Raw genomic sequence first — 24,765 nt, 5'->3', positions numbered from 1 at the left:
GAGATGAGCGCGCACGGCCCGATGCCCAGATCAGCCTGGATCTTCCCGGTATTGGCGGTGCTGCTCTTTGCCGCGGTGACCGCGACGGGTTACATCTTCGCGCCGTCTGCGGCTGGCCTTGTGTTCGCCGCCGTGCTGCTGGTCGTGCTGTTCGGCACGGTGTTTGCGGCAGTCCATCACGCCGAAATGATCGCCGAGCGGATCGGCGAGCCGTTCGGCACGCTGCTGTTGACGCTGGCGGTCACCATCATCGAGGTCGCGCTGATCGCGACCATCATGCTCGGCGCCAAGGCGGTGCCCACGCTGGCGCGCGATACGGTGTTCGCGGTGGTCATGATCGTGTGCAACGGCCTGGCCGGCATCTGCATTCTGGTCGGCGGGCTGCGTTACCGCGAGCAGGACTTTCAGGTCTCGGGCGCCAATCTGTATTTGTCGGTGCTGGCGGTGCTGGCGACCATCACGCTGGTGCTGCCGAACTACACGCTGACCACGCCGGGGCCGTTCTATTCGGAAGCCCAGCTCGTGTTCGTCAGCGTCGTGACGATCCTGCTGTATGGCGTGTTCCTCTATACCCAGACCATTCGGCATCGCGACTATTTCGTGCAGGGCGCGGGCGACGATTCGGCTCACGGGGAACCTGCTTCCGGTGCGGGGTTGTCGCTGAGCATCGGATTGCTGCTGATTTCGCTGCTGGCGGTGGTGCTGCTGGCGAAGAAATTTTCGCTGGTGGTGGATGCCACCGCCGCCTTGATCGGCGCGCCCCCGGCGTTCGCAGGTATTCTGGTGGCGCTGTTGATCCTGCTGCCGGAAAGCGTTGCCGCGCTCGCGGCGGCGCGCAAGAACGATCTGCAAAAGAGCATCAACCTGGCGCTGGGCTCCTCACTGGCGACCATCGGGCTGACCATTCCGGCGGTCGCGGTCGCGGCCTACACGCTCGACAAGACGCTGATCCTCGGCCTCGACCATCGCGAGATCGTGCTTCTGCTGTTGACCTTCCTGCTCAGCATGCTCACTTTCGGCACCGGCCGTACCAACATCCTGTTCGGGCTGCTTCACCTTGTGGTGTTCGCGGTATTCGTGTTTCTGGTGTTCGCGCCGTAGGTGATTTCAGGGGAACAGCGAGCATGATCAGCGCCAAATCCGACGTTCAGGTGGATACGCCGGAAGTCCGCGTCACCGAATGGCGGCTGGCGCCCGGCAGCGCGACCGGTCATCACACCCATGAGATGGACTATGTGATTGTTCCCGTGACCGCGGGCGAAATGACCATCGTGGCGCCCAACGGCGACCGCTCCAAGGCGCAGCTTGGGGTCGGCAAATCCTACTTCCGTAAGGCCGGTGTTAAGCACGACGTGCTCAATGAGACGACGGATGAAATCGTGTTCCTCGAAGTCGAACTGAAACCCTGATGGCCGTATACTTCCGTTTATCGAATTGCCACCGATCCGTCGCAGTTGATCCCTCAATGTGCCTCAAAGTTCCCGCATCAAGCCCATGCTGGGAGTGGTAGGATGCTGAAATACATTTCCAAATTGACGATGGATATGCTGCCATCGGTGGCGGCGACCATCATCGGCGCCTACATCGTCAATCACTACATCGTGTCCAAGCCGGCTGCGGATGCGCCGGTAGCCGCAGCGGTATCGCCGGCGGACCCCAAAAAAGCGGATCCGGCATCGGGCGATGTTGCCAACATCCCGGCCGCAGGCGTGCGGGCCAAGGGCATCAAGGCCCTGTTCGAGAAGTCCGCCCCTGACAAGGCCACCGCTGAGAAGGCCGCCACTGAGAAGGCGCTCGCCGAGAAGAAAGCGGCGGAGAAATCCCAGGAACAGTCGGACGACAAGCCCGCGGAAACCGCCAGCATCCCGGCGGACACCAAGCGGCCACCGGCCGCGCCGCGGGAAAAGACCGCGATCAGGACGATCCCATTGGCGGTTCAGCCCGCCGCGTCGGTGGTTGCGCCGGCCGCAGTTCCTACGAATCCGCCGCAGACGGTTGAGGCCACGATCGCTCCGGATCGCGATGCCAACGATCTGGCCCGTGCCGCGATTGAGCGACTGCGTGCGTCGAATGGCGGTTCGCTGCGGACGCCGGAAACGCCGCGTGTGGCGTCGACGCCGCCGCAGGTACCGGCTCCGCAGGCATCGCCTCAGCAGGCATCCATTCCACAAGCAGCAGTTCCTGCGGCGGTCCGACCGCTGCCGCCGCCGATCATGGTGTCCGCGCCGCCGTCGGAGGAATCGTTTGGTTCGTCGCCGACGCCATCGAACTCGGTGACTGCACGGATCGACGATCCTCGCCGTCCGGTCCCACCGGCCGATATTCCGCCGGCGCGGCCGCTCGATCTTCGTGCCATTCAGCCGTCTGACCCGTCGGCGCAGGAACACCACAACGTGGCTGAAGACATGCTGTTAGCCGCGAAATCGATGTTCCACGCGGTCGTGCCGCAATAGGCCGGACCCGATTCGGGGTCTGCTTGGCTTTCACGCCGGCAGCCATGGCGCGGCTCAAGACCACGCAAAAAATAACTTGGAAAAAATATCGCTGACAAAAAAATAACGCGGGCACTTGGCCCGCGTTATTGCATTCAAATCCCTGTAATTTGGGTTCAGCGCGGTCCGCGCGGACCCGCACCGGGACCACCGCGGCCGCCGGCACCGCCGCGCTCCGCGCCTGGACCTGCGCCGAACACCGGCTTCGGCTTCATCGGCAGCAGACCTTCGCGCTGCAGCTTCTTGCGGGCGAGCTTGCGCGCGCGGCGCACCGCTTCGGCCTTTTCACGGGCCTTCTTCTCGGAGGGCTTTTCATAATGACCGCGGAGCTTCATCTCGCGGAAAATACCCTCGCGCTGCATCTTCTTCTTCAGCGCCTTGAGGGCTTGATCGACATTGTTATCGCGGACGAGAACCTGCACGCGGCATCCTCTTTCAGTGGATCGGATTGGAATTCTGGTAAAGCAAAGGGCTGGCAAAAGGCCTAGCCCTTAACCTTGAGGGCGCGGATGTATCAGACAACGCCGGCAATGTCCACCGGCGCAACTGCAATTATGCAGGTTCAGCAGGGCCAAATTCGGTCATTTGATCCCGATCAGGCGATTTTGGGCGACACGGGGGCAACCTGCGTCACATGCCCCATTTTCCGGCCTGGGCGCGGCGCACCCTTGCCATAAAGGTGCACGGTAGCGCCCGGAACCGTGAGCCACCGCTCGTAATCGTTGATCTCGTCCCCGATCAAATTGGTCATGGTGACGGGGCCATGCCGGACCGGCTTGCCGAGCGGCCAGCCGGCGATGGCGCGGATATGCTGCTCGAACTGCGATATCGAGGCGCCGTCCAGGGTCCAGTGCCCCGAATTGTGCACCCGTGGCGCGATCTCGTTGACCAGAAGTTTCGGGCCACCGTCGCCGGCAACCACGAACAGTTCGACCGCGAGCACGCCGACATAATTGAGGGCGGTTGCGATCTTCTCTGCGATGCCGCGGGCCTGCGCGGCCAGCGCGTCGGATATCGCCGCCGGGGCCCGCGACGTCTTCAGGATATGGTCGGCGTGCTCGTTTTCGGTCACGTCGAAGCATTCGACCTGGCCGCCGGCGCTGCGCGCGGCGATCACCGAAATCTCGCGCTCGAATGGAATAAAGGCCTCCAGGATTGCCGATTTGGTCGCGAGATCCTCCCAGATTTGTTCGGGATCGTCGCCCTCGCGAATGATCGACTGGCCCTTGCCGTCATAGCCGAAGCGGCGGGTTTTCAGCACGGCGGGGAGGCCGATCCTGGCGATCGCGGCCCGCAATGACGCCACCGAGGAGACGTCGGCGTAGTCGGCGGTGCCGATACCCAGTTGCCGGACGAAATCCTTTTCCGCCAGGCGGTCCTGCGTCGTTTCCAGGATCTTGCGGTTCGGCAGCACCGGACGCCGCGCCGCCAGGATCATTGCGGAGGCTGCCGGCACGTTCTCGAATTCGTAGGTGATGATGTCGACATCCGCAGCAAACAGCTCCAGCGCCTCGACATCCGCATATTCCGCGCAGGTCGCATCCATCACGACGTCGAAGGCCGGCGAATCCGGGTCGGGTGAGAACACTCGGCAGCGCAGGCCAAGCCGCGCCGCCGCCGTTGCCAGCATCCGGCCCAACTGGCCGCCGCCGAGAATGCCGATGGTGTCGCCGGGCTTCAGCTTCAATGGGTTCGCCGCCGTCACGCCGATTCCTCCGGGTGTTCCTTGACGGCGTCGGTCTGCTGCTTGCGCCAGGCCGCGAGCCGGCCGGCCAGCGCCGGATCGTTGAGCGCAAGTACGCTGGCCGCGAGCAGGGCTGCGTTGATGGCGCCGGGCTTGCCGATCGCCAGGGTTCCGACCGGAATTCCGGCCGGCATCTGCACGATGGAATAGAGCGAATCGACGCCGGACAGCGCCTTGGATTCAATGGGAACGCCGAACACCGGAAGCTCGGTCAGCGACGCCGCCATGCCCGGCAGGTGCGCCGCCCCCCCGGCGCCGGCGATGATGATCTTGAAGCCGGCCGCCTGGGCGCCCTTCGCAAAAGCGAACAGCCGGTCCGGGGTACGATGCGCCGAGACGATAAGTTTTTCGTGGGGAACCCCAAGCGCGGTCAGGGTCTCGGCGGCATGGCGCATGGTGGTCCAGTCCGACTGGCTTCCCATGATGATGGCTACGGGCGCGGTCATGCGGTCAATTCTTTTCGAGAATCCAAAAACATAGGCCGGATTATAGGATCGGCCCAAGGATCGGCAAGGCGTGGCAAGGGGTTCAGAATGGACTATCCTGTCTTGGTAAATCCCGGCAAGCCTTTCAGGCCCCTCCATGCAGAAGAAAACCAGGTCTGGCGCAAAAGTGACTCCCCGTTCAAAAGTGCCTCCTGGCTCAAAATCCGCAAAATCAAGGCCTGCCAAACGCGGCAAAACCGGGGTGTCCAAGGTTGCCTCGCCCCAGGGCAAGCCGGCCAAGGGCTCGCCGGCGCCCCGGATCCCGGTCGCGCCCAACGACGGCAAGCCAGCCATTCGGAGGCTTCGGCTCCAATTGGCGCGGGCGCAGGCGCGGATCGACGAATTGCAGGCTTCCGCCGACACCGACTTCCTGCTCGAGATTCCGAACCGGCGCGGCTTCGAGCGCGAGCTCAGTCGCTCGATCGCCTACATCAAACGTTATCATGCGAGCGGCGCGCTGATCGTGCTCGACGTCGATCGCCTGAAGCCGATCAACGACGCGTTCGGACACGCGGCGGGCGATCAGGTGCTGAAAGCCATCGTCGGTATATTGCTGGAACAGGTGCGTTCATCCGACGTGATCGGGCGGCTCGGTGGCGACGAGTTCGCGCTGTTGTTATGGAATCTGAGCGAGACCGACGCCCGGGCCAAGGCGGCGCTGCTGGAACAAGCCGTCGACCGGTTGAGCTTCGAGTTTGGTGGCGATGTCGTCACCGCCGGTGTATCCGCGGGCGTCGCACTTCTCGGCCCGCACGCGGAAGCAGGCCGGGCGATGGAAGAAGCCGACCGCGCGATGTATGTGCGCAAGGCGCAACGGCGGCACGAGGCGTGATGCGCGGATTCCCTAGAGCATGATCCGGAAAAGTGGAAATCGGTTTTCCGAAAAGATCATGCTCAAACAATAAACTAGAGCGCGCTGAGATCGTCCGGTACGTTGCCGAATTTCCTGAGCAATTTGGCATCACCGAATTCGCCCATCAAGGGATCGCCGGTGCGGCTGAACGCCAGCGCGCCGATGCAGCCTTCGCCCCTCGATAATATTTCGGCGCGCCGCAGCGCCGCCGACGAGCTCTGGCATTCTTCCGCGGCTCCCGCGACCGGTGAACCGCCATCGTCCTGAAGGAATGGCAGCGCGACATAGTAGGTGACATCGGCCATATCGTGGCTCCAGAAAACGCTCAGACGTCGTTGCTCCAGAAAACGTTCAGGCGGCGTTGTTGCGGACGCGCGACGGTTGCGCCGGCGCACAGCCGGCAGCGACCGCCGCCTGCAACTCTTCCAGTTCCGTCTCCAGATATTCGTTCGCCATGATCAGCGCCTTGATGGTGCTGCGCAGGTTGCCGTCGCACATCGCGATCGCCTGGTCGCAGGCCTGTTCGTAACGGCTGATCTCGGGCGGCAAAGAAAGTTCGGACATGACATGATCCCCGGTGGCTGAAGGCGACAGAGGTAATGTTCCTATTTTGTTCTTTAGGAGTCAAGCGTCAAACAGGGGCAGGTCATGTCAGCCGCGATTTGTTCACGCGTTTTCGGTGATCCGGATCAGGCCATCAGCGGTGACCAAGGGGCCGTCGGCGGTCATCATGACGTAGCCGAGCACCATCAGTCGGGTCAGATGCAATGCCGGTATTTTCGGACTGGGCGTCACCATGGCCAGATCGACCAGCGAAGCGAGTTGCGCGGCCGGGAGATGTGGCAATGCATCGACGGTCATCGGCGAGATCCAGAGCTTACTCGGCGGTTTGATCCAGCCCAGAACCAAACGACCTCGCTTCGCGGGCACAGCGAAGGCGAGGCCGCCTGTGGTGGCGCCAATCTGGAGGACCACTCGCCACCGCATGCGAAATACGAAGCGAGCGGCAGCTTGGTTTCACGGCATCCCGGTTCCAGCATTGGCGGTGGTTAATCGGCCTTTATCGGATCACGACAAATCGGTCGCGCCGGATCGCCGGGAGCGCAACGATCCCGAAGTCGTCCAAAGCGTCCTCCGAAACGTAAAGTACGATTGTTGCGCGCCGGCCCGATGGGCTGTTGAGAAATTCGCCGCGCGGGAACGAAAACAATATCCGGTGCTTATCGCTTGTCCGTGAGGAGAGGGGAAACGATGGGTCTTGTCGAAGCCAGGAGACCCGTGGTGCTGATCGTCGAGGACGAATTCCTGTTGCGGATGGATGCGGCTGAAGCGATCGAGGCCGCCGGCTTCGAAGTGATAGAAGCCGTCAATGCCGATCAAGCCATCGAGGTACTGGAAGCGCGTCGCGATATCACCGTGGTTTTTACCGATATCCAGATGCCGGGTTCCATGGACGGGCTGAAACTCGCCCGGGCGGTCCGGGGCCGATGGCCCCCGATCAAGATCATCGCCACCTCGGGCCACCTCCACGTGTCGGAAACGGATTTGCCCGAGGGCGGACGGTTTCTGCCGAAGCCCTACAGCCCGGCACAGATCACCGGCGTGCTACGAGAGCTGACAATCGGGGGTTAAAGGCCAGATTCAGAGCCGGATACCGGTGACGGCCTAAAGCCTACGCGATGATATCGGGTGTGATCTGGTCTTCGATAAAGGCGATGCGGTCGCGCAATTGCAGCTTGCGCTTTTTCAGCCGTTGCAGCCGCAGCAAATCCGGCGCGGGAGATTGATGCAGCGCATCGATCGCCGCGTCGAGATCACGGTGCTCTTGTTGCAGCCGCGCGAGTTCGGATTCTAGTTCGCGCTCATCTTCGTTGGTCATGGTGCATGTTGGCTGAAAACGCGATGAGGTTGCGAAAGTCGTTGCCCGGAATATCGTTGCTGTCGGCGCGGTCTGCAAGCACGCTTGGTGCGGCCACGCACAGCAAAGATCAGGCCGGGCGAGCCTGATCCATACTCACGATTGATTACAGATGACACTGAAATATGAGCGGAGATTTTCGATTCCCATCGACAGACCGAGCGACTTGTGTACACTGAGTCGTCCGTATCACATCTGAGGTTTAATCACACCGAGGAGGTTTCGTATGGCAATGCAGGCGCATCTTGTTGAATTGGAACGTAAACACAAGATACTCGAAAACGAACTGCACGAAGCTCTGGTACATCTTTCCACAGACGACCTGCAAATCCTCGAACTAAAGCGCCGAAAACTTATGGTTAAGGACGAGATCGAGCGTCTTAAACATACCGTCAGCGAAACGCTGCACTAGAAACGGCACACTGGAAATCCTTGCAGGAAAATACTGCACGTCTTCGCACCCAGCGCCCCCAATGGTTGGCGCTGGCGGATGCGTTATCATCAGCCGAGCGGCCGCAGCGAACTAGGCGGTCAGAGGCGGGTGCTTGAGGAGCCGGCTCAGCCTTCGGGGCGTATCCTCTTCATCGACTGGAGTGAAGACAAACAGCTTCATACCTGGCCGGTCGCCAACGGCGAGCATTGAAAAAGCGAAATGCATTCGGCCGACAGTCGGATGATTGAGGCGCTTCGTGCCCGCCAGGCGGTGCGCTACGTCATGCTGCGGCCACCACGCCGCGAACTCGGGATTGAGGCGCGTCAAGCGCGCAACCACGCTTTCGAAATCCGGGTCACCGATATACGGCGCGCAGTCAGCTCGGAACGTCGCGAGCGCACGGCGAGCCACGTTCTCCCAATCGACGAACAGCCGGCGAGCCCGATCGGAGAACAACAGGTCGAGGACGTTAGGCCTGCTGCCATCAAGCCCCGCGTATGGGCCCATAACAAGCTCGGCCGCTCTGTTCCAAGTGAGGATGTCCCAGCGCCAGCCGAGGACGAAGGCCGGCTGTCCGGCCAGGCCATCCACCATATGCCGAAGTGACTCACCGACCTGCTCCTCGCCCGGCAGGCGCCGCTCCGGTGTCGGGCGATCGTACAAGGAAAAGAGGTGATGTCGCTCGGTGCGATCGAGCCGAAGCACTTCGGCAAGCGCTGAGAGAACTTCGTTGGACGGCTGTATCTCACGTCCCTGTTCCAACCAAGTATACCAAGTCGTTCCGACGCCGGCGAGCATCGCCACTTCCTCGCGGCGAAGGCCCGGCGTCCGCCGGCGAAAGCCTTGGGGGAGGCCGACCTCGGAAGGCGCTAATCGCCCACGGCGCGAGCGCAGGAAGGCGCCTGCCTCACGTCGGCGGGCCATGAGGTTGTCGGTCGCGGCGTCGCTCATGACGTTATCCTAGCACGACCGATACCAGCATCGTCAGAGGACTGTTTGAGGCATCGCGCCGCGCGCAAACTCAAAACCGTTCGGTGTGAGCGGAGCTCCCAAGGGCTGAAGCGACGCCGGGCCAGGATTCACCACGGAGCGGCCCTATGAGCCAAGACGCCGAGAACGAACCCGCTGCGGCCAAGAAGAAATTTACGGAAACAAGAATAGTCACGGTGGTGGGAGCCTCGGGAGCGCTGGGGTCGGCGATCGTCCGAGCCCTGCTCGAAAGAGGGGCCGGGGTCAGGGCCGTGGTCCGGGCAACCAGCAACCGCACCAAACTCGAATCCCTCGGGGTGACGGATTACGTGGTGGCCGACCTCAATGACCGCACTTCGTTACAGCGGGCCCTGACAGCCGAACCCCGGGCCGAGGCTGTGATTGCCAGCGCCGCGGGCTTCACCGCCCACTCGGCCCGCACGAAGGGAGACAACTCCCGGACGGATACCAAGGGGTATCAGAACCTGGTCGACGCAGCCAAGAATGCGGGCGTACCGCGGGTAATCCTGATCTCGATTCTCGAGTGCGACAAGGCAACCGGGGTGCCCCATTTCCATCAAAAGCTCTTGACCGAGGAATACCTGGCCAAGAAACGCCAGCCCTACCTCGCTCTGCGCGCCGGCGCCTTCCTTGACCGAACCCGGGACATCGTGGCCCCAAAGGTTCGGAAAGGCGTCTTCCCCGAGTGGGTCCCCGGGGTCGCGCTCAGCATGATCTACACCCCGGATCTCGCCGGGTATGCGGCCCAGGCCGCCCTCGACGTGCCGGCCTCGGCCCTGAACCAGAGCGTGGACGTATGCTGGAACGTTCCGGTCACCGGACCGCAGCTGGCCGCGGCCTTCACCCGGGCCTTGGGCCGACCGGTGGTCGCCAAACCCGCCATCCCGCCCCTTCTTTTCGCCGTGTTGCCGCTGCTGGCGCGGTTCGTCCCGTCCCTCCGCGACTCGAACGCCGTGCTGGCGTGGATCCGAAAGGGCGGTTATGTTAGCCGCGATACCCGGAAGCAGAAGGACCTGTTTGGCGAACCGCCGACGATCGACGACGCGGTGGCCCGGTACTGCCGGGACAAGGGTCTGGTCAAGCCGACCGCGGCCTGAGGCCGCCCTCCAAACGTCGGCTGACCGCATCAGCGGCGTTTTATACCCCCGCCAGTTCGCCGACGTAATCCGCTATCGCGAGCGACGATGTCAGTCCGGGCGATTCAATGCCGAACAGGTTGATCAGACCAGCGACGCCGTGATCCCGGGGACTCTGGATCAGGAAATCCTGCGAAGCTACGGCGGGAGGCACGATCTTGGGTCGCATCCCGGAATAGCTTGGCATCAACGCGCCATCGGGCAGCGTCGGCCAATAGCGCCGGATCGCCGGATAAAACCGTTCCGCCCGAGCTGGATCGACTGCGTAGTCGATCGCATCGACCCATTCGACGTCGGGGCCGAACCGTGCCTGTCCAGCCAAATCGAGGGTGAGGTGAACGCCGAGCCCACCAGGCTCAGGCACCGGGTAGATCAGGTGTGAGAATGGCGCCCGTGCGTTGCAGCTGAAATAATTGCCCTTGGCGAGATAAGGCACCGGGATCAATTCGATCGGCATGCCCTCGATGCTGCGCGCAACCGCGGGCGCGCCGAGGCCAGCGGCATTGACGAAAAGATCGCATTCAATCGTCATCGGCGCGTCGCCGCCGGCGTCCACTTCAATCTTTCCCGCGGACGCCTTGGCGCGGATCAGCGGCGTGTAAAAGGCAAAGGCCGCGCCGCCCTCCTCGGCGTCGCCGCGCAACGCCAGCATATAAGCGTGGCTGTCGATGATGCCGGTGGAGGGCGAGAGCAGTGCTGCGTCGCAATTCAGCGCCGGCTCCACGGCGCGGGCGGCATCGCCGGAGAGGGTCTGCATGTCGAGCACGCCATTGGCTTCGGCATGGGCCCGGATCGATTGCAGCTTTTCGGTTTCCTTCGGGGTCGTCGCGACGATCAGCTTGCCGCAATTGCGATGCGGGATACCGTGATCGCGGCAATAGGCGTAAAGCGCCTGCTTGCCGCTGACGCACATCCGCGCCATCAGGCTGCCGGCCTTGTAATAGATACCGGCGTGGATCACCTCGCTGTTGCGCGACGAGGTGACTGTCCCGATGCCCTCGGCCGCCTCCAGCACGATGACCTCGCGGCCTGCCTGTGCCAGCTTTCGGGCGATCGCAAGACCGATCACTCCGGCCCCCACCACGACGCAATCGACTTTATCCATTCGCAGTTCTGGTCCGGGATGGTTGGTACTTCGGCGAGGCTGGATTCGCGGGTTGGCGCGCGTCCGGGGTCAGTAACATTTACACATCATCGCGTTGTTTCGGATGGTCTTTCGCCCGATCCGGCCGAGCCGCTTTGTGGTGCGACGTTTTGGCCAGCTTCCCGTTAATGATGCATTAATCATGTCAGGGCAATTGCCATAATTTAAGTCACATTTTTGAATTGTGCGGGTACGCGTTTACCTGATCCAAACCCGTGAAGCCAGACACTCCGGCACGGAAATCCGCGAGTGACTGATGGCTGACAAGAATTGGCAGGCAGGCGGCAAGATTTTGATTCCCGCGCAGGCCGCCATGTGCCTGATCGGGGTCCTTGTACCGTTCGGCGCCGCCTGGGCGATATCGGATAAGTTTGCCCCGACGAGCTATATCGGCTCGGCCGATCCCAATGTGGTGTGGGAAGCGGTGATCGGCGGCGTGGTCGTGTGCGGCTTTCTCGCCGCTGTCACGCTATGGATTCTTTCGGCGCTGCGCAAAGCCGAGCGGTCGCAACTGCGCAAGAGTGCTTTCGTCCGCTCCGCCCTCAACACCCTCAGCCATGGCGTGGTGATGACCGATGCACGCAAGCGGATCGTGTTCTGCAACAATCGCTACCTCGAAATCTATGGTTTGGCGCGCTCCGATATCCGCAAAGGCATGACCGGGCCGGAACTGGTGGCGCTGCGTCGCGAGCGCGGCGTGCTCGACGTCGGCGTCGAGGATTTCTACGCCAATGCCGCCACGGCGGAGGGGCTGATCACCGAACTGCCCGACGGGCGTTCGGTTCAGGTCCGGTATTTCCCGCTGCCGAACGGCGGTTCGATCGCGACGCATGAGGACTGCAGCGAACAGCGCAACCTGTCGCGACAATTGGCTTCCACCAAGCAATTCCTGGAATCCGTGCTCGATAACGTGCCGATGTGCGTGGCTGCGAAGAGCATCGAGGACGGCCGCTATATTTTTGCCAACCGCGCGTTCGAACGCTTCTCGCGCTTTTCCCGCGACAAGATCGTCGGCAAGCGCGCCGATGACATCTTCACGCCTGGGACTGCGGCGGGTATCGAAGCGGCCGATGAAGCCGCGCTGCATGCGCCGGGAGGCCAGTTTCGCAGCGAGATCGTTGTCGAGCGCGGTTCGGAGCGGCGCATTCTCGCCTCCAACCGCGTGATCGCGCGCGACCACAACGACCAGCCTGAATTCCTGATCGCGCTGTTCGACGACGTCACCGACCGCAAATCCTTGTCTAAGGAACTGGAAAATACCAAGAAGTTCCTGGAACTGGTGGTCGACAACATTCCGGTCTCGCTGATCGTCGAGCGCGTCAGCGACGGAAAATACCTGCTCGCCAATCGCAGCGCCGAGGCCATCCTCAACCGGCGGCGCGAAGACGCCACGGGCCTGACGGCTGCCGATATCTTCAATCCGAAGGAAGCCAAGCTGATCATCGCGCGCGACGAAGCCGCGATCAGGAAGCGCGGCCTGCTCACCGAAGAACACCCGATCTCCACCAAGGACGGACTGCGGCTGTTTTTGACGCGGCGCATGACCGTGCTCGACGACGCCGGCGAGCCGCAATATCTGATCAAGACCCACGAGGACGTCACCGATCGTCGCCAGACCGAGTCGCGGATGGCGCATATGGCCTATCACGACGGCCTGACCGATTTGCCCAATCGTGCGGCGTTCCTGCAAGCGCTGGCGCAAATGATCGAAGCCTGCGCCGGCACCGATGAGGAATTTGCGGTGCTGTCGGTCGATCTCGATGGCCTGAAGGAAGTCAACGACGTGTTCGGCCATGCGATCGGCGACAAACTGCTGATCGAAGTGTCGCGCCGTATCCAGGCCGCGGCGCGCGGCGGCGTGGTATCCCGGCTGAGCGGCGACGAGTTCGGATTGATCATCGATGGCAAGCAACCCGCCGCCGGGCGGGCGCTGGCCGATCAGCTCTCCGAGGCGATTTCGGACGAGTTCGTGATCGACGGAAAATCGGTTCGCACCGGCATCACCACCGGCATCTCGGTATTCCCGCACAATGGCGGCGATGCCGCCTCGCTGCTGGCCAATGCCGGCGCGGCCTTGTTCCGCGCCAAGGCGAAATCGCGCGGCTCGATCTCGGTCTATGAACCGGAAATGGACCAGCAGATTCGCGATCGCCGCGCGCTGCACCAGGACCTTTCGATGGCGATCAAGAACGGCGAGCTGTCGCTGTATTACCAGCCGCAAGCCGTCTCGGGTCATACCGTCGCCTCCAGCGAAGTCATCGGCTTCGAAGCGCTGGCGCGGTGGCTGCATCCGGTGCGCGGCTTCGTTCCACCCAGCGATTTCATCCCGCTCGCGGAAGAAAGCGGCTTGATCGTCGAAATGGGCGAGTGGATCCTGCGGCAGGCTTGCCGCGAGGCCGCGTCGTGGCCGCTGCCGTTGCAGATTGCGATCAACCTGTCACCGGCGCAGTTCATGCACGGCGACGTGGTCGGCCTCGTGCATTCGATCCTGCTTGAAACCGGATTGGCGCCGGGCCGGCTCGAACTGGAAATCACCGAGGGCGTGCTGATCGAGGATTTCGACCGTGGCCTCGCGTTGCTGCGGCGGCTGAAATCGCTCGGCGTGCGGGTGTCGATGGACGATTTCGGCAGCGGTTATTCCTCGTTGAGCTATCTGCAGGCGTTCCCGTTCGACAAGATCAAGATCGACCGGGCCTTCGTGATGAATCTCGGGCGCAATCCACAATCCGCCTCGATCGTTCGCGCGGTGATCGGCCTCGGCCACGGCCTCGAAATGTCGATCGTCGCGGAGGGCGTGGAGACCCAGGAGCAGCTCAGTTTCCTCGCCGAGGAGGGGTGCGATGCGGTGCAGGGCTATTTCATCGGCAAGCCGGCGCCGATCGGGCAGTATTTTGCGTTGGTCGGCCGCGCCGATACGATGAAGCCCGTGCGCAAGACGGGCTAGCGCCTTGCGTTGGTTTCCCGGCGCGACGCCGTATCAACGTCAAGCGAAAACGCGATAGCTAGCGCATGGCGGATTACGATCTGGCGATCATCGGCGGCGGCCTGAACGGCGTCAGCGTTGCCCGCGATGCCGCGGGCCGGGGGTTGCGGGTCATCCTGCTCGAGCAGGGCGATCTCGGCGCCGCCGCATCCTCGGCGACACCGCGAATGATTCATGGCGATCTGTCGGTGCTGGAGCGCCGGGGCTTTTTCCTGGTTCGGGCGGCGCTGGCGGAGCGCGACATCTGGTTGCAGAACGCGCCGCATCTGGTGCGGCCGCTACGCTTCGTGATCCCGGCCCATGCCGAGGAGCGTCCGCTTTGGCTGCTGCGATCGGGGTTGCTGCTGTACGACCGCCTGGCGCCGCGCAGGCGGCTGCCGGCCTCGGTGACGGTCGACGTCACCCACCATCCGATCGGCAACCCGCTGAAGCGGCCGTTCGGCATCGCGTTCGAATATTCCGACTGCGTGGCGGATGATTCACGGCTGGTGATCGCCATTGCCGTCGATGCGGCGGAGCGGGGCGCCGACATCCGTACCGGCGCGCGCTGCGTTCGCGCCGACCGGTCCGATATCTGGCGGTTGGCGGTGATCGACCGCGGCCATCGCCGGGTGATGACGGCAAGGGCGCTGGCCAACACCAGCGGCGCCTGGACCGCGTCGGTGGCGGAGACCGTGCTGCGCCTGCCATTGCCGGATCTCGGCGCTGTCGTGATGAGCCAGATCGTCGTGCCGCGCCTGTTCGAGACCGACAACGTCTATGTGTTCCAGAACCACGATGGCAGGCTGATCTTCGCCAGCCCCTATGAGCGTGATTTTACGCTGATCGGCACTGCGGGAGCGGCCTTCACCGGCAATGCCGCGATCGTGTCGATGGCCGCGGGCGATGTGGCGTATCTGTGCGATGCGGCCAATCGATACTTCCGCGAGCACCTCGATCCGTCCGATGTCATCCGGACGCTGTCCGGGGCCAATGCGGTGGAGGGCCCGGCGGTCAAGCGCGCGGCACGGGACGGCGCGATGGTGTTCGATCGATCGCGCGGCAAGGCGCCGCTGCTGACGATGTTCGGCGGCGATATCGCGACGTCGCGGCTGCGCGCCGAGCGGGCGGTCTCCCGGCTGACGCCGTTCTATCCGATGTCGCCGCGCTGGACCGCGAAGGCGGCGCTGCCCGGCGGCGATTTTGACTGGACGCGGTTCGAGGCCGAGGTCGATGCGGCGCGCGAGCGCTGGCGCTTTCTCGACCAGCCGCAGGCGCTGCGGCTGGTCGCGGCCTATGGCTCGCGGCTGGCGGCCGTGCTCGGCGACGCCAAGGCTCGGGCCGACCTCGGTCCTGGCTTCGGGCCGGAATTAACCGGCGCCGAGGTGCGCTATCTCATGAGCAAGGAATGGGCGCGCTTTCCGGAGGATGTTCTCTGGCGGCGCTCGAAGCTCGGTCTGACCATGCCATCGGTGGATCGCGAGGCGCTGGCGACCTTCATGGCTTGATCGGTTTGTTTGCCTGCGAAGCCGTGAGCTTCCGGAAAACGTTACCGCTTGCTATGGTCGTTTGTCGTTAGAACCAACCGGGCTTCGCAATGAACCCGGTCCAAAAAGTATCTCGGGAGGAGATCACCATGAAACGTCGATCCATCATTGGCGCCGCCTTGCTTGTGGCCGGGTTTGCCGCTTTCCCCTATGCCCAGCAGGCATCCGGCCAGACCGACGCCGGCTGGATCACGCTGTTCGACGGCAAGAACCTCGACAATTTCAACCAGGTCGGCAACGCCAACTGGCGTATCGAGGATGGCTTGGCCGTAGCCGACAAGGGCAATGGCTTTCTGGTCACCAAGAACACCTATACCGACTACCAGATCAGGGCCGAGTTCTGGGTCGATGGCGAGGCCAACAGCGGAATTTTCATCCGCTGCACCGATCCCGACAAGATCGGCAGCGCCACTGCTTATGAAGTGAACATCTGGGATGCGCGCCCGGATCCGAGCTACGGCACCGGTGCGATCGTCAATGTCGGCAAGGTCGATCCGATGCCCCGCGCCGCGGGCAAATGGAATGTCTATGAGATCACGGCCAAGGGCTCGACCTTCACCGTGACGCTGAACGGGCAGAAGACCGTCGATGGCGCGCAGGACGCGAAGTTTGCCACCGGCAAGGTCGCGCTTCAGCATGGGCTGGGCCTCAAGGACGACAAGGGCGTCGAAAAAGACGGCGGCACGGTGAAGTTTCGCAAGGTCGAAATCAAGCCGCTGTAAATGACGCGCCGCGGTTGAGTCGGAACTGTTCCGCCGCTAGCTTGCTGATCTCGACGGGGCAGGCCGGCATCATGACCGAGGACGCAGCGAACACCGCAACGGAGGCGGATTCGGCGAAAGCCGAACCGCCGGCCGACGCTATCCCCGCCAAAGCCGAGCTGCCGATCGCGGCTTTTGACATGCCGCTGCTGCGGATCGACGGCGTGGCGAAACGGTTCGGCGCGGTGCGCGCGGTGGATCGGCTGTCGCTCGACATCAGGCGGGGCGAGTTTTTCGCGCTGCTCGGCCCGAGCGGCTGCGGCAAGACCACGCTGCTGCGGATGCTGGCCGGCTTCGAGACCCCGGACGAAGGCGCCATCCTGCTCGGCGGCGACGACATCGCGCAGGTGCTGCCACACCAGCGTCCGGTCAATATGATGTTTCAGAACTACGCGCTGTTTCCGCATCTGTCGGTGCGGGACAACATCGCGTTCGGTCTGAAGCGCGCGCGGATGCCGCGGGCCGAGATCGCCACCCGCGTCGCCGAGATGGTGGCGCTGGTCAGGCTCGAGGGGCTGGAGAAGCGCAAGCCCGACCAGCTTTCCGGTGGTCAACGGCAGCGCGTGGCGCTGGCACGCTCGCTGGCGCGACGGCCCGAGATATTGTTGCTCGACGAGCCGCTGGCCGCCCTCGACAAGAAGCTGCGCGAGAGCACGCAAGTGGAATTGATGGAGTTGCAGCGGCGGCTCGGCATGACCTTCATCATCGTCACCCACGATCAGGAAGAGGCGATGACGATGGCCGACCGGATCGGCGTGATGGATCAGGGCCGCCTTGAGCAGGTCGCGACCCCGCGCAAGCTGTATGAGGCGCCCAATTCGCGATGGGTCGCCGAGTTCGTCGGCGACATCAACATGCTCGAGGGCGAGGTCGGGCCGGGCGATGCCGGGCGGCTTGCGATTGCGACCAAGGACGCGGGGACCATCGTCGCGGCGGCGCCGCCCGACCCGGTCAAGCAGGCGCTGGTCTTTGTCGCGATCCGGCCCGAGAAGGTAAAGCTGTCGCGGCGCGGTCCGGCCTCGGATACGGCCGGTACGCATACCATCAACCGGCTCGAAGGCATCGTCATCGAAGTCAGCTATCTCGGCGGTTTTACGACCTACAAGGTCAAGCTCGATAGCGGCGCGGTGCTGAAATCCTCGATGGCCAATACCGCCCGGCTCGACGTGGACGCCTACAGCGTGACCCAGCGTGTGGTTGCCTGGTTCACCCCCGACGATTGCGTGGTGCTGGAGCAATGAGCGCGCGCCGCATCTTCGCCCGCCCGGCACGGTTTGCCGCGATCGCGCCCTATGTCTGGATGGTGCTGTTCTTCCTGGTGCCATTCGGTTTCGTTGCCAAGATCAGCCTGTCGCAGACCGCGATTGCCCAGCCGCCTTATCTGCCGGTGTTCGAGCTGACGCAGGGATTGGCCGCGATCAAGGCGGCGTTCGCGGCGCTGTCCCTGGACAATTTCAAGCTATTGGTCACGGACGATCTCTACGTGCTGTCCTATCTGCGCAGCCTCGTTGTTGCCGCGGTCTCGACGTCGATCCTGTTGCTATCAGGCTACCCGATCGCCTATGGCATGGCGCGGCTGCCGCGGCGCTGGCAAGGCGTCGCGATGATGCTGGTGATCGTGCCGTTCTGGACCTCGTTCCTGATCCGCATCTATGCCTGGATCAACATCCTGCAGCATGACGGCTTGCTCAACAAAATCCTGCTGGCGCTGCATCTGATCTCGACGCCGGTGGTGTGGCTGTCCACCGACAGCGCGATGTATCTCGGCATCGTCTATTCCTATCTGCCGTTCATGATCCTGCCGCTGTATGCGACCCTGGCCAAGATGGACCCGGCGCTGCTGGAGGCCGCGTCCGATCTCGGCTCCTCGCCGCTTCGGGCGTTCTGGCTGGTGACGTTTCCGCTGTCGCTGCCGGGCGTCGGTGCCGGCGTGTTGCTGTGTTTTATTCCGATCGTCGGCGAGTTCGTGATCCCCGATCTGTTGGCCGGCTCGGATTCGCTGATGGTCGGCCAGACCCTGTGGCTGGAGTTCTTCACCAACAAGGACTGGCCGGTCGCCTCCGCCGCCGCGGTGCTGTTGCTGGCCCTGCTGCTGGCGCCGCTCCTGCTGTACGACCGCCTGCAACGCCACCAGCTTGAGGGCGCGCGCTGATGGCGACACGCGGCAGAACGATGGTGCTCTTTTTCTCCCTCCCCCCTTGCGGGGGAGGGTCGGGGTGGGGGGTGACCGCAAGCTCAGTGCTCGTTGACCCCCACCCCCGACCCCTCCCCGCAAGGGGGAGGGGAGTGCCACTCGTCGCGTTGAGCAGCGCCGATGGTTAGTGCAACCAGCAAGATCTCTCGCTTCAACGTGGCTTCGCTGGCGCTGGGGCTAGGGTTTCTGTATTTGCCGATCGTGATCCTGGTGATCTATTCCTTCAACGCTTCGCGGCTGGTGACGGTGTGGGGCGGCTGGTCGTTGGTCTGGTACCGCGAATTCTTCCACGACGAGGCGATGATCGAGGCCGCCTGGATGAGTTTCCGGGTGGCGGCGTCTTCCGCCACGATCGCGACCTTGCTCGGCACGCTCGCCGCCGTCGCACTGTCGCGCGGCGAGCGGTTTAAAGGACGCACGCTGTTTTCCGGGATGCTGTATGCCCCGCTGGTGATGCCCGAGGTGATCACGGGGCTGTCGCTGTTGCTGTTGTTCGTGGCGCTGGACGCCGAGCGCGGCTTCTGGACCGTGACGATCGCGCACACTACGCTGACGATGTGCTTTGTCGCGGTGGTGGTGCAGTCGCGGCTCGGCTCGCTCGATCGCAGCCTGGAAGAGGCGGCGATGGATCTCGGCTGCGATCCGGCCCGCGCGTTTGTCGCGGTGACGCTGCCGCTGATTCTCCCTGCCATCATCGCCGGCTGGATGCTCGCCTTCACGCTGTCGCTCGACGATCTCGTGATCGCGAGCTTTACCACCGGCCCCGGCTCGGCGACCTTGCCGATCCGGATCTATTCGGAAGTCCGTCTCGGGGTAAAGCCCGAGATCAATGCGATCTGCACCATGGTGATCGGGTTGATCGCGGTGGTGATCGTGGTGGCGTCCTTTGCGTCGAAATTGTCGAGCGCGCAGGGCGAGAGCGCGGCGCCACTGTGAAGGATTGACGGAGCGTTCATGCAATTTTCTTTTGGTATTTTGACCCACACGCCGCCCTGGGTGTTCGCGCTGCTGGCCTATCTGGTGTGGCAGGGCCTCAAGGCGCTGCAGCCGCGGACGACGTCGATCTGGCGGGCGCTGATCGTTCCCGCCGTATTCATCATCTGGGGCGTATCGCGGATCGGACTGGGCCATCAGGACAGCCTCTCGCCGCTGGTCGCCTGGATCATCGCGGCGCTGGCGCTGCTGCCGATCGGCGTACTCACGCCGCGCCCGTTCGAAGTGAATCATGCGAGCGGGCAAATCATTCGTCCCGGCAGCGTGTTTCCGCTTATCCGCAACCTGGCCGTATTCGGCCTGCAATACACGGTTGCGGTGATCGCGGCCGTCGATCCCGATGGCCGCACCGCCGCCGCCATCACCGGCCGCGCGATCTCGGGTGCGACCGCAGGCTATTTCATCGGTTCGACAATCGCGCTGCTGCGCGAATATTTCAGAAAGCGCGCGATGGACGCCGGGTCCTGACTTAAGCAGTTACGATCTCTTCGTTCGCTGTGAAGCTTTGGTGCGCGCCAGGCCGGAACGAGTCGTTGCCGGTGTTGCGGTGTTGCCGCGCAGGCCGCTCGCCGCCGCGGCGCCGAGTTGCCGCAAGGCGAGAGCGTCGAGCGGAAATTCCAAGAGGATGTGGACCAGGCTCAACGCCAGCAGGAAGGTGAAGCCGAACGCGTAGTCGTAGAAATACAGCGCGGTCGAGCCGGCGCTTGCCGCGATCACCAGTGCCAGCCGCGTGCGCGAGATATCGGCCCAGCGGATCACGTCGGCTTTGATGAACCAGTTGAGGTAGTGGTAGGTGTAGACGAAGGCGAGCAGGCTGGTGAGCCGCGTATCGAGTTTCAGCCCCGGAATCCCGAACAGCCGGCTCAAGGCCGGGCCGACATTGCCGAAATAATCTGTCGCGGCCCGCGCAAAGCTGGCGATCCGGATCTCCGCCGTGGGCGGCACCAGCAAAATCAACACGATCGCGGCAAGATAGACCGCGACCAGCAGCACCTGCGCCCGGCTGCCCGAGCGCCAGGCGCCGAGCGTCATGAACACCAGCGTGAACAGCGAGACGTGGATCAGCGTCGGGATCAGGATGCCGATGACGGCGAGCGAGGAGCCGCTCGAAACCATGATCGCGGATAATGCCAACGCGACCATGAAAATCAGCGTGCTCTCGGCCGCGGACTTGGTCGCCGCCAGCATCGCGCACACGGCCAGGGCTGCCCACATCGCAAAGCCGAACCACGAGGCGTTGTCGATCAGGGCGGCAACGATGGCGACGATGGCGAGTGCTGCGGCGATGCCGCGATGGGGCAGGAAATAGCTGCGATCGTGCAGCCAGGAAATCTCGGTGCAATAGTGTGCCGGGCCGAGCACGACATAGGCCAGCAGCAGCAGCTCGAACGGCACCAGATAGGCGGCGGCGAGAGCGAACAGCATCAGGCCGAGATGGATCGCGTCATTGGTCCGCATGGCCGAGCGTTTCCTGGGATGGCATGAGCGAAAGCGGTCGTGCGGTCTCCACGGGCGAAGCAGCCATCCTTATGGGTCGTTTGATGCCGATGACGGGTTCAACTCGCGGGGCCGTGAGGCCTTTCACGACTTCACCGCGCCCGCCGTCAGTCCGCCCACCATATATCGCCGGAACACGTAGTAGATCGCGGCGGGCGGCAGGGCGTAGATGAAGCCGGTGGTCATCAGCAATTCCCACGGCGAATCGTCGGCGGCCAAAAAATTTCCGAGCGCGACGGGAAGGGTGATGTCGGTGTCCTTGGACAGCAGCAGGAACGCGTAGAGATATTCGTTCCATGCGAGCAGCAGCGCGTAGGTGCCGATCGCGACCAGCGACGGCATCATCAGCGGCAGATAGACCAGCCGGAAGATTTGCGGGATGGTGGCGCCGTCCATCACGGCGGCTTCATCGAGCTCGACCGGCAATTTGTCGCTGGCCTGTTTCAGCACCCAGATCGCGTAGGGCGATGAGATCGTCACCATGGCCAGAATCAACGACCATTGATTGTTGAGCAGGCCGTAATTGCCCATGGTCCGGTACATCGGCACCGCGAGGAAGGCGGCGGGAATGAAGTAAGTGAACAGCGCCAGATTCATTACCCAGCGGCCGCCGGGAATCCGTAACCGCGAGATCGCGAACGCGGCGGCGGTGGCGATGAACAGCGTCAGCGCGCCAACCGCGACCGCGATCACCACCGAATTCCAGAACTGAATCCAGAAATCGCGCAGGAAGTAATGCTGCTGATAAAACACGATGTGAAAGTTGTGCAGAGTCGGATGCGTCGGCCACAGTCTGCCCGAGAACGCGTCCTCCTTCGGCGAGATCGCGAACACGAACATGTGGTAGATCGGAATCATGGTCCAGATGAAGACCGGAATGCCGATCAACAGCAGCCGCGCTTCGATGCCGACTTCGCGCAAGGTTGGCATTTTCATCGAGAGAGCCGTTTCATCATGAAATAGACCAAAGGCAGCACCAGCGGCAGCGCGCAGACGATCGCGGCCATCGACATGTCGAGCTGGTCGAGCCGCAGATAGCGGATCCCCAAGGTGGACAGCACATGGGTGAGGTCGGCCGGGCCGCCGCCGGTCAAGAGATAGACGCTGTTGAAATCGCCCAGCGTCCAGATCATCGAGAGCAGCGTGCAGGTCAGATATAGCGTCCGCAGCGACGGCCAGGTGATGAAGCGGAATTTCTGCGCCCAGCTGGCGCCGTCGACCGCCGCGGCCTCGAACAGGTCCTGCGGGATCGCGAGCCGCCCGGTCATCAGGATCAGCGTCCAGAACGGCAGCGATTTCCAGATGTGCATACCGATCGCCATGGTCAGCGCCACGGTGGGGTCGTTGAGCCAGTTCGGGCCGTCATCGCCGGTGAGTTTGAAGATCAGCTGATTGACCATGCCCCATTCGGGATTGAGCATGAAGCGCACCGACAGGATGGTCGGGATCGACGGCACCGCCCAGGGCAGGATGAACAGCACTGACAGCCAGCGGATCCAGGCGCGTGACTGCACGAAGAAGCCGGACAGCAACAGCGCCACCAGCATCTTGAAATTGATGCCGATCACCAAAAAGATCAGCGTATTGACCGCGGCACGCGCAAAGATCGGATCGTGATAGAGCGCGACATAACTGGCGGGATGCCGCGCCAGCCAGAGCCCGTAGCAAACCGGGTAGACCACGAAAGCCGCGAACACCAGCATATAGGGCGCCAGCAGCACGATGCCCCAGATCTGCGGGGTGGTCAGCCGGGCCGAAAATGGCCCGCGCGGGGCCGCATCGTCCGGTGTAAGCGTCATCGTTGCCATGTTCTAGTCCTCTTCGTCATTGCGAGGAGCGAAGCGACGAAGCAATCCAGTTCTTATCTGTTGCTCTGGATTGCTTCGCGGAACCTGTCATCGGGCGGGCATTCGCCCGACCCGTTGGCTCGCAATGACGGCCTCGCTACCCCGCCACCTGCTTGATGCGGGCGATCAGTTCGTCGACGGCCTTGTCGACCGGCTCCTTTTCGCTGACCACGCGATTCATTGCCTTGGCCCAGACGTTCTCGTTGTTGAGGATCGTGAACTTCCAGTTCTTGGTGAAGTCGAACGGCGTGGTGCCGCCGGTGAACTGGGCGTAGACCGCCTTGCGATGCCGGTCGGCCTGCCAGAACGGGCTCGCCTGGCTGGCCTTGGTCACCGGGAACCAGCGCCCGAGCGCACCCTCGACATAGGGCCGCACGTTGTCTTCCTGCATCAGGAAGCTGATGAACTGCTTGCCCTCCGCCTTGTTCTTGGCGGCGGCGAACACCAGCCCGGTCTTGACGTCTGAGCGGTAGCGAATGGTCGAACCATCCGGCGCCTTCGGGAACGACGCGGTGATGATGTCCTCCTCATAGGCCTTCTTGCCGGCGGCGCGCTGCGCGTCGGTCAGCGCCGGGTTGGTGGAATCCTCGAACCACTTCGCCGCGATCGAGATCGTGAAATTGTGGGTCATCACGATGGTCTTGTTGTGGAACGCGACGTTGTTGTCCGGGTCCTTCCAGGTGGTGGAGGAGGGCGGCGTGCAGCCCTTGATGTAGGTGTCGGTGTAATCCTTCAGCGCATGAATCAGGCCGTCGCGCACCTTGGGATCGTCGACCAGGAGCTTGCCGTCGTCGTCGACCAGCTTGACGTGGTAGGCGTCCATGAAGGTGTAGAACGACTGCAACGAGTCGGTGGATTCCACGCCCATCGGCTGGCCGACGCCGTAGATGCGGCTGCCGGTCGCCTTGCGGATCGCCGGCTGCACCTTGTCGCACCAGAACGACCAGTAATCTTCCCAGGTGGTGGGGATATCGGCCTGCTTGAAGCCGGCCTGCGCCAGCATGTCGCCCCAGATCTGGACGTGCATGCTCTGCTGCTTCAGCGGGAAGCCGTAATAGGCTTTTTTCTTGGTCTGGTCGTTGTAGAGCAGGGCTGCCTCCAGCGTGCTCGGCGCAAACGCGTCCTTCATCGGCAGCATGATGTCGGAGAGGTCCTCGAGCTTGCCTTCGAACGCCCACTTGCCCTGCGCCTGCACGTCGTAGGTGTCGGAATAGGCGACATCGGGCACGGTGCCGGAATCGAGCGCGGCGACCGTCTTCGGGATCATGTCCTGGATGGCATATTGCGACAGCTCGACCTTGATGCCGGTCTTGGCTTCGAATTTCTTGATGGTGTCGAGCAGCGCATCGTCTTCGGACTTGTAGAAGCCCTTGCCCCACCAGACGGTGACGGTTTTCTGCTGAGCAAAAGCGGGTGCCGTGGCATACAAAAGCCCGAATGCGGCAGCCGAAATGGCAAGCGCGCGAATTCCCTTAGGTCTCACTGTTCACTCCCCTCATCTGTCTCTGGTTTTTTAACCAGTTGGGGAAAAGCCTAACGTATTGCCGCCGCCTGATCTAGAGCGCTGAGCGCAAACTTTGGGTAGGGATCGGCCCTTCTCGCAAGGTCAGAACGTCGCAGGACATACATACGGCGGCATCCCGCGACGCCAAGCGCGCCCGAGGTTTTGTACGATGCGTCAGGCCGCCGACAGCCGCACATGGAATTTGCTGCCGGTTGCCTCGGCGTAGCGCAGCAATGTCTTGGTGCTCGGAAGGGTGTGACCGTTT

General features: G+C 63.0%; 27 protein-coding genes. 14 read left to right on the top strand and 13 right to left on the bottom strand.

Going from position 1 to position 24,765, the window contains the following annotated elements; translation table 11 throughout:
- The first annotated feature begins 3 nt into the window (after positions 1–3).
- From GSQ88_RS10690 to GSQ88_RS10680, 3 genes are all read left to right on the top strand, one after another.
- Complete coding sequence (locus GSQ88_RS10690; protein ID WP_159007909.1) at positions 4–1,101, top strand: calcium:cation antiporter; 1,098 nt, start codon at positions 4–6, stop codon at positions 1,099–1,101.
- Positions 1,102–1,124: 23 nt separating this feature from the next.
- A complete protein-coding gene (locus GSQ88_RS10685) occupies positions 1,125–1,409 on the top strand; it encodes a cupin domain-containing protein (RefSeq protein ID WP_159007710.1) in 285 nt (94 codons plus the stop codon).
- A gap of 147 nt (positions 1,410–1,556) precedes the next feature.
- Entirely contained in the window at positions 1,557–2,453 is an 897-nt protein-coding gene (locus tag GSQ88_RS10680; protein ID WP_246735221.1) for a hypothetical protein, read from the top strand.
- A 155-nt stretch (positions 2,454–2,608) separates the two neighbouring features.
- Here GSQ88_RS10680 and rpsU read toward each other — a convergent pair whose 3' ends face one another.
- The 3 genes from rpsU to purE all read right to left on the bottom strand — a co-directional run bounded on the left by rpsU (position 2,609) and on the right by purE (position 4,682).
- Complete coding sequence (gene rpsU / locus GSQ88_RS10675) at positions 2,609–2,914, bottom strand: 30S ribosomal protein S21 (RefSeq protein WP_079564913.1); 306 nt, start codon at positions 2,912–2,914, stop codon at positions 2,609–2,611.
- A gap of 173 nt (positions 2,915–3,087) precedes the next feature.
- Complete coding sequence (locus tag GSQ88_RS10670) at positions 3,088–4,197, bottom strand: 5-(carboxyamino)imidazole ribonucleotide synthase (RefSeq protein ID WP_159007708.1); 1,110 nt, start codon at positions 4,195–4,197, stop codon at positions 3,088–3,090.
- Positions 4,194–4,682, bottom strand: a complete 489-nt coding sequence (gene purE, locus GSQ88_RS10665) for a 5-(carboxyamino)imidazole ribonucleotide mutase (RefSeq protein ID WP_159007707.1) — start codon at positions 4,680–4,682, stop codon at positions 4,194–4,196. The genes GSQ88_RS10670 and purE overlap by 4 nt, the downstream gene beginning before the upstream one ends.
- Before the next feature lie 136 nt (positions 4,683–4,818).
- On the opposite strand from purE, the gene GSQ88_RS10660 reads away from it, so the two are divergent.
- The gene (locus GSQ88_RS10660; protein WP_159007706.1) at positions 4,819–5,553 is read left to right on the top strand and encodes a GGDEF domain-containing protein; all 735 of its coding nucleotides are present in this window, start codon (positions 4,819–4,821) and stop codon (positions 5,551–5,553) included.
- Between the two features lie 74 nt (positions 5,554–5,627).
- Here GSQ88_RS10660 and GSQ88_RS10655 read toward each other — a convergent pair whose 3' ends face one another.
- The 3 genes from GSQ88_RS10655 to GSQ88_RS10645 form a co-directional block, all read right to left on the bottom strand.
- The gene (locus GSQ88_RS10655; RefSeq protein ID WP_159007705.1) at positions 5,628–5,879 is read right to left on the bottom strand and encodes a hypothetical protein; all 252 of its coding nucleotides are present in this window, start codon (positions 5,877–5,879) and stop codon (positions 5,628–5,630) included.
- Between the two features lie 46 nt (positions 5,880–5,925).
- Positions 5,926–6,138, bottom strand: a complete 213-nt coding sequence (locus tag GSQ88_RS10650; protein ID WP_159007704.1) for a hypothetical protein — start codon at positions 6,136–6,138, stop codon at positions 5,926–5,928.
- Between the two features lie 102 nt (positions 6,139–6,240).
- Positions 6,241–6,435: a hypothetical protein gene (locus GSQ88_RS10645; RefSeq protein WP_159007703.1), complete on the bottom strand. Its 195-nt coding sequence runs from the start codon at positions 6,433–6,435 to the stop codon at positions 6,241–6,243.
- A gap of 390 nt (positions 6,436–6,825) precedes the next feature.
- Between GSQ88_RS10645 and GSQ88_RS10640 the strand changes: the two genes are divergently transcribed.
- A complete protein-coding gene (locus GSQ88_RS10640; RefSeq protein ID WP_159007702.1) occupies positions 6,826–7,206 on the top strand; it encodes a response regulator in 381 nt (126 codons plus the stop codon).
- A 40-nt stretch (positions 7,207–7,246) separates the two neighbouring features.
- On the opposite strand, the gene GSQ88_RS10635 is transcribed toward GSQ88_RS10640, so the two are convergent.
- Entirely contained in the window at positions 7,247–7,453 is a 207-nt protein-coding gene (locus GSQ88_RS10635; RefSeq protein WP_159007701.1) for a YdcH family protein, read from the bottom strand.
- A gap of 265 nt (positions 7,454–7,718) precedes the next feature.
- Between GSQ88_RS10635 and GSQ88_RS10630 the strand changes: the two genes are divergently transcribed.
- Positions 7,719–7,904 (top strand): YdcH family protein, encoded by a 186-nt coding sequence (locus GSQ88_RS10630; RefSeq protein ID WP_159007700.1) that lies wholly within the window; start codon positions 7,719–7,721, stop codon positions 7,902–7,904.
- A gap of 111 nt (positions 7,905–8,015) precedes the next feature.
- On the opposite strand, the gene GSQ88_RS10625 is transcribed toward GSQ88_RS10630, so the two are convergent.
- The gene (locus GSQ88_RS10625) at positions 8,016–8,876 is read right to left on the bottom strand and encodes a helix-turn-helix transcriptional regulator (protein WP_159007699.1); all 861 of its coding nucleotides are present in this window, start codon (positions 8,874–8,876) and stop codon (positions 8,016–8,018) included.
- Positions 8,877–9,022: 146 nt separating this feature from the next.
- Here GSQ88_RS10625 and GSQ88_RS10620 point away from each other — a divergent pair, with 146 nt between their 5' ends.
- Entirely contained in the window at positions 9,023–10,012 is a 990-nt protein-coding gene (locus GSQ88_RS10620) for an SDR family oxidoreductase (RefSeq protein WP_159007698.1), read from the top strand.
- 40 nt (positions 10,013–10,052) lie between these two features.
- Here the strand turns inward: GSQ88_RS10620 and GSQ88_RS10615 are convergent, their stop codons facing one another.
- Positions 10,053–11,156, bottom strand: coding sequence for an NAD(P)/FAD-dependent oxidoreductase (locus GSQ88_RS10615; protein ID WP_159007697.1), 1,104 nt, complete (start codon positions 11,154–11,156; stop codon positions 10,053–10,055).
- A 295-nt stretch (positions 11,157–11,451) separates the two neighbouring features.
- On the opposite strand from GSQ88_RS10615, the gene GSQ88_RS10610 reads away from it, so the two are divergent.
- The 7 genes from GSQ88_RS10610 (at position 11,452) to GSQ88_RS10580 (ending at position 20,120) form a co-directional block, all read left to right on the top strand.
- Positions 11,452–14,139 carry a sensor domain-containing protein gene (locus GSQ88_RS10610; RefSeq protein WP_159007696.1) on the top strand — a complete coding sequence of 896 codons (2,688 nt, stop codon included), beginning with the start codon at positions 11,452–11,454 and terminating at the stop codon, positions 14,137–14,139.
- 65 nt (positions 14,140–14,204) lie between these two features.
- Positions 14,205–15,665 (top strand): glycerol-3-phosphate dehydrogenase, encoded by a 1,461-nt coding sequence (locus tag GSQ88_RS10605; protein WP_159007695.1) that lies wholly within the window; start codon positions 14,205–14,207, stop codon positions 15,663–15,665.
- Positions 15,666–15,793: 128 nt separating this feature from the next.
- Positions 15,794–16,426, top strand: coding sequence for a 3-keto-disaccharide hydrolase (locus GSQ88_RS10600; protein ID WP_159007694.1), 633 nt, complete (start codon positions 15,794–15,796; stop codon positions 16,424–16,426).
- A 71-nt stretch (positions 16,427–16,497) separates the two neighbouring features.
- Complete coding sequence (locus GSQ88_RS10595; RefSeq protein WP_502706716.1) at positions 16,498–17,706, top strand: ABC transporter ATP-binding protein; 1,209 nt, start codon at positions 16,498–16,500, stop codon at positions 17,704–17,706.
- Positions 17,703–18,617 carry an ABC transporter permease gene (locus GSQ88_RS10590; protein WP_159007693.1) on the top strand — a complete coding sequence of 305 codons (915 nt, stop codon included), beginning with the start codon at positions 17,703–17,705 and terminating at the stop codon, positions 18,615–18,617. Before GSQ88_RS10595 ends, GSQ88_RS10590 begins: the two co-directional genes overlap by 4 nt.
- A gap of 162 nt (positions 18,618–18,779) precedes the next feature.
- Positions 18,780–19,595: an ABC transporter permease gene (locus tag GSQ88_RS10585; protein WP_159007692.1), complete on the top strand. Its 816-nt coding sequence runs from the start codon at positions 18,780–18,782 to the stop codon at positions 19,593–19,595.
- A gap of 18 nt (positions 19,596–19,613) precedes the next feature.
- Positions 19,614–20,120, top strand: a complete 507-nt coding sequence (locus tag GSQ88_RS10580; protein WP_159007691.1) for a DUF6622 family protein — start codon at positions 19,614–19,616, stop codon at positions 20,118–20,120.
- 9 nt (positions 20,121–20,129) lie between these two features.
- Here GSQ88_RS10580 and GSQ88_RS10575 read toward each other — a convergent pair whose 3' ends face one another.
- From GSQ88_RS10575 to GSQ88_RS10560, 4 genes are all read right to left on the bottom strand, one after another.
- Positions 20,130–21,110 (bottom strand): hypothetical protein, encoded by a 981-nt coding sequence (locus GSQ88_RS10575; protein WP_159007690.1) that lies wholly within the window; start codon positions 21,108–21,110, stop codon positions 20,130–20,132.
- A gap of 123 nt (positions 21,111–21,233) precedes the next feature.
- Positions 21,234–22,085, bottom strand: coding sequence for a carbohydrate ABC transporter permease (locus tag GSQ88_RS10570; protein ID WP_159007689.1), 852 nt, complete (start codon positions 22,083–22,085; stop codon positions 21,234–21,236).
- Complete coding sequence (locus tag GSQ88_RS10565) at positions 22,082–22,957, bottom strand: carbohydrate ABC transporter permease (protein WP_159007688.1); 876 nt, start codon at positions 22,955–22,957, stop codon at positions 22,082–22,084. Before GSQ88_RS10565 ends, GSQ88_RS10570 begins: the two co-directional genes overlap by 4 nt.
- A gap of 136 nt (positions 22,958–23,093) precedes the next feature.
- Positions 23,094–24,479, bottom strand: a complete 1,386-nt coding sequence (locus GSQ88_RS10560) for an ABC transporter substrate-binding protein (RefSeq protein ID WP_159007687.1) — start codon at positions 24,477–24,479, stop codon at positions 23,094–23,096.
- Positions 24,480–24,765 lie beyond the last annotated feature (286 nt).

Origin of the sequence: Bradyrhizobium sp. S69 (assembly GCF_009766005.1) — a bacterium.
In the GTDB taxonomy this organism is placed as follows: domain Bacteria; phylum Pseudomonadota; class Alphaproteobacteria; order Rhizobiales; family Xanthobacteraceae; genus Bradyrhizobium.
The sequence above is the reverse complement of the archived record's forward strand: the minus strand, read 5'-3'. Positions and strand labels throughout refer to the sequence as shown.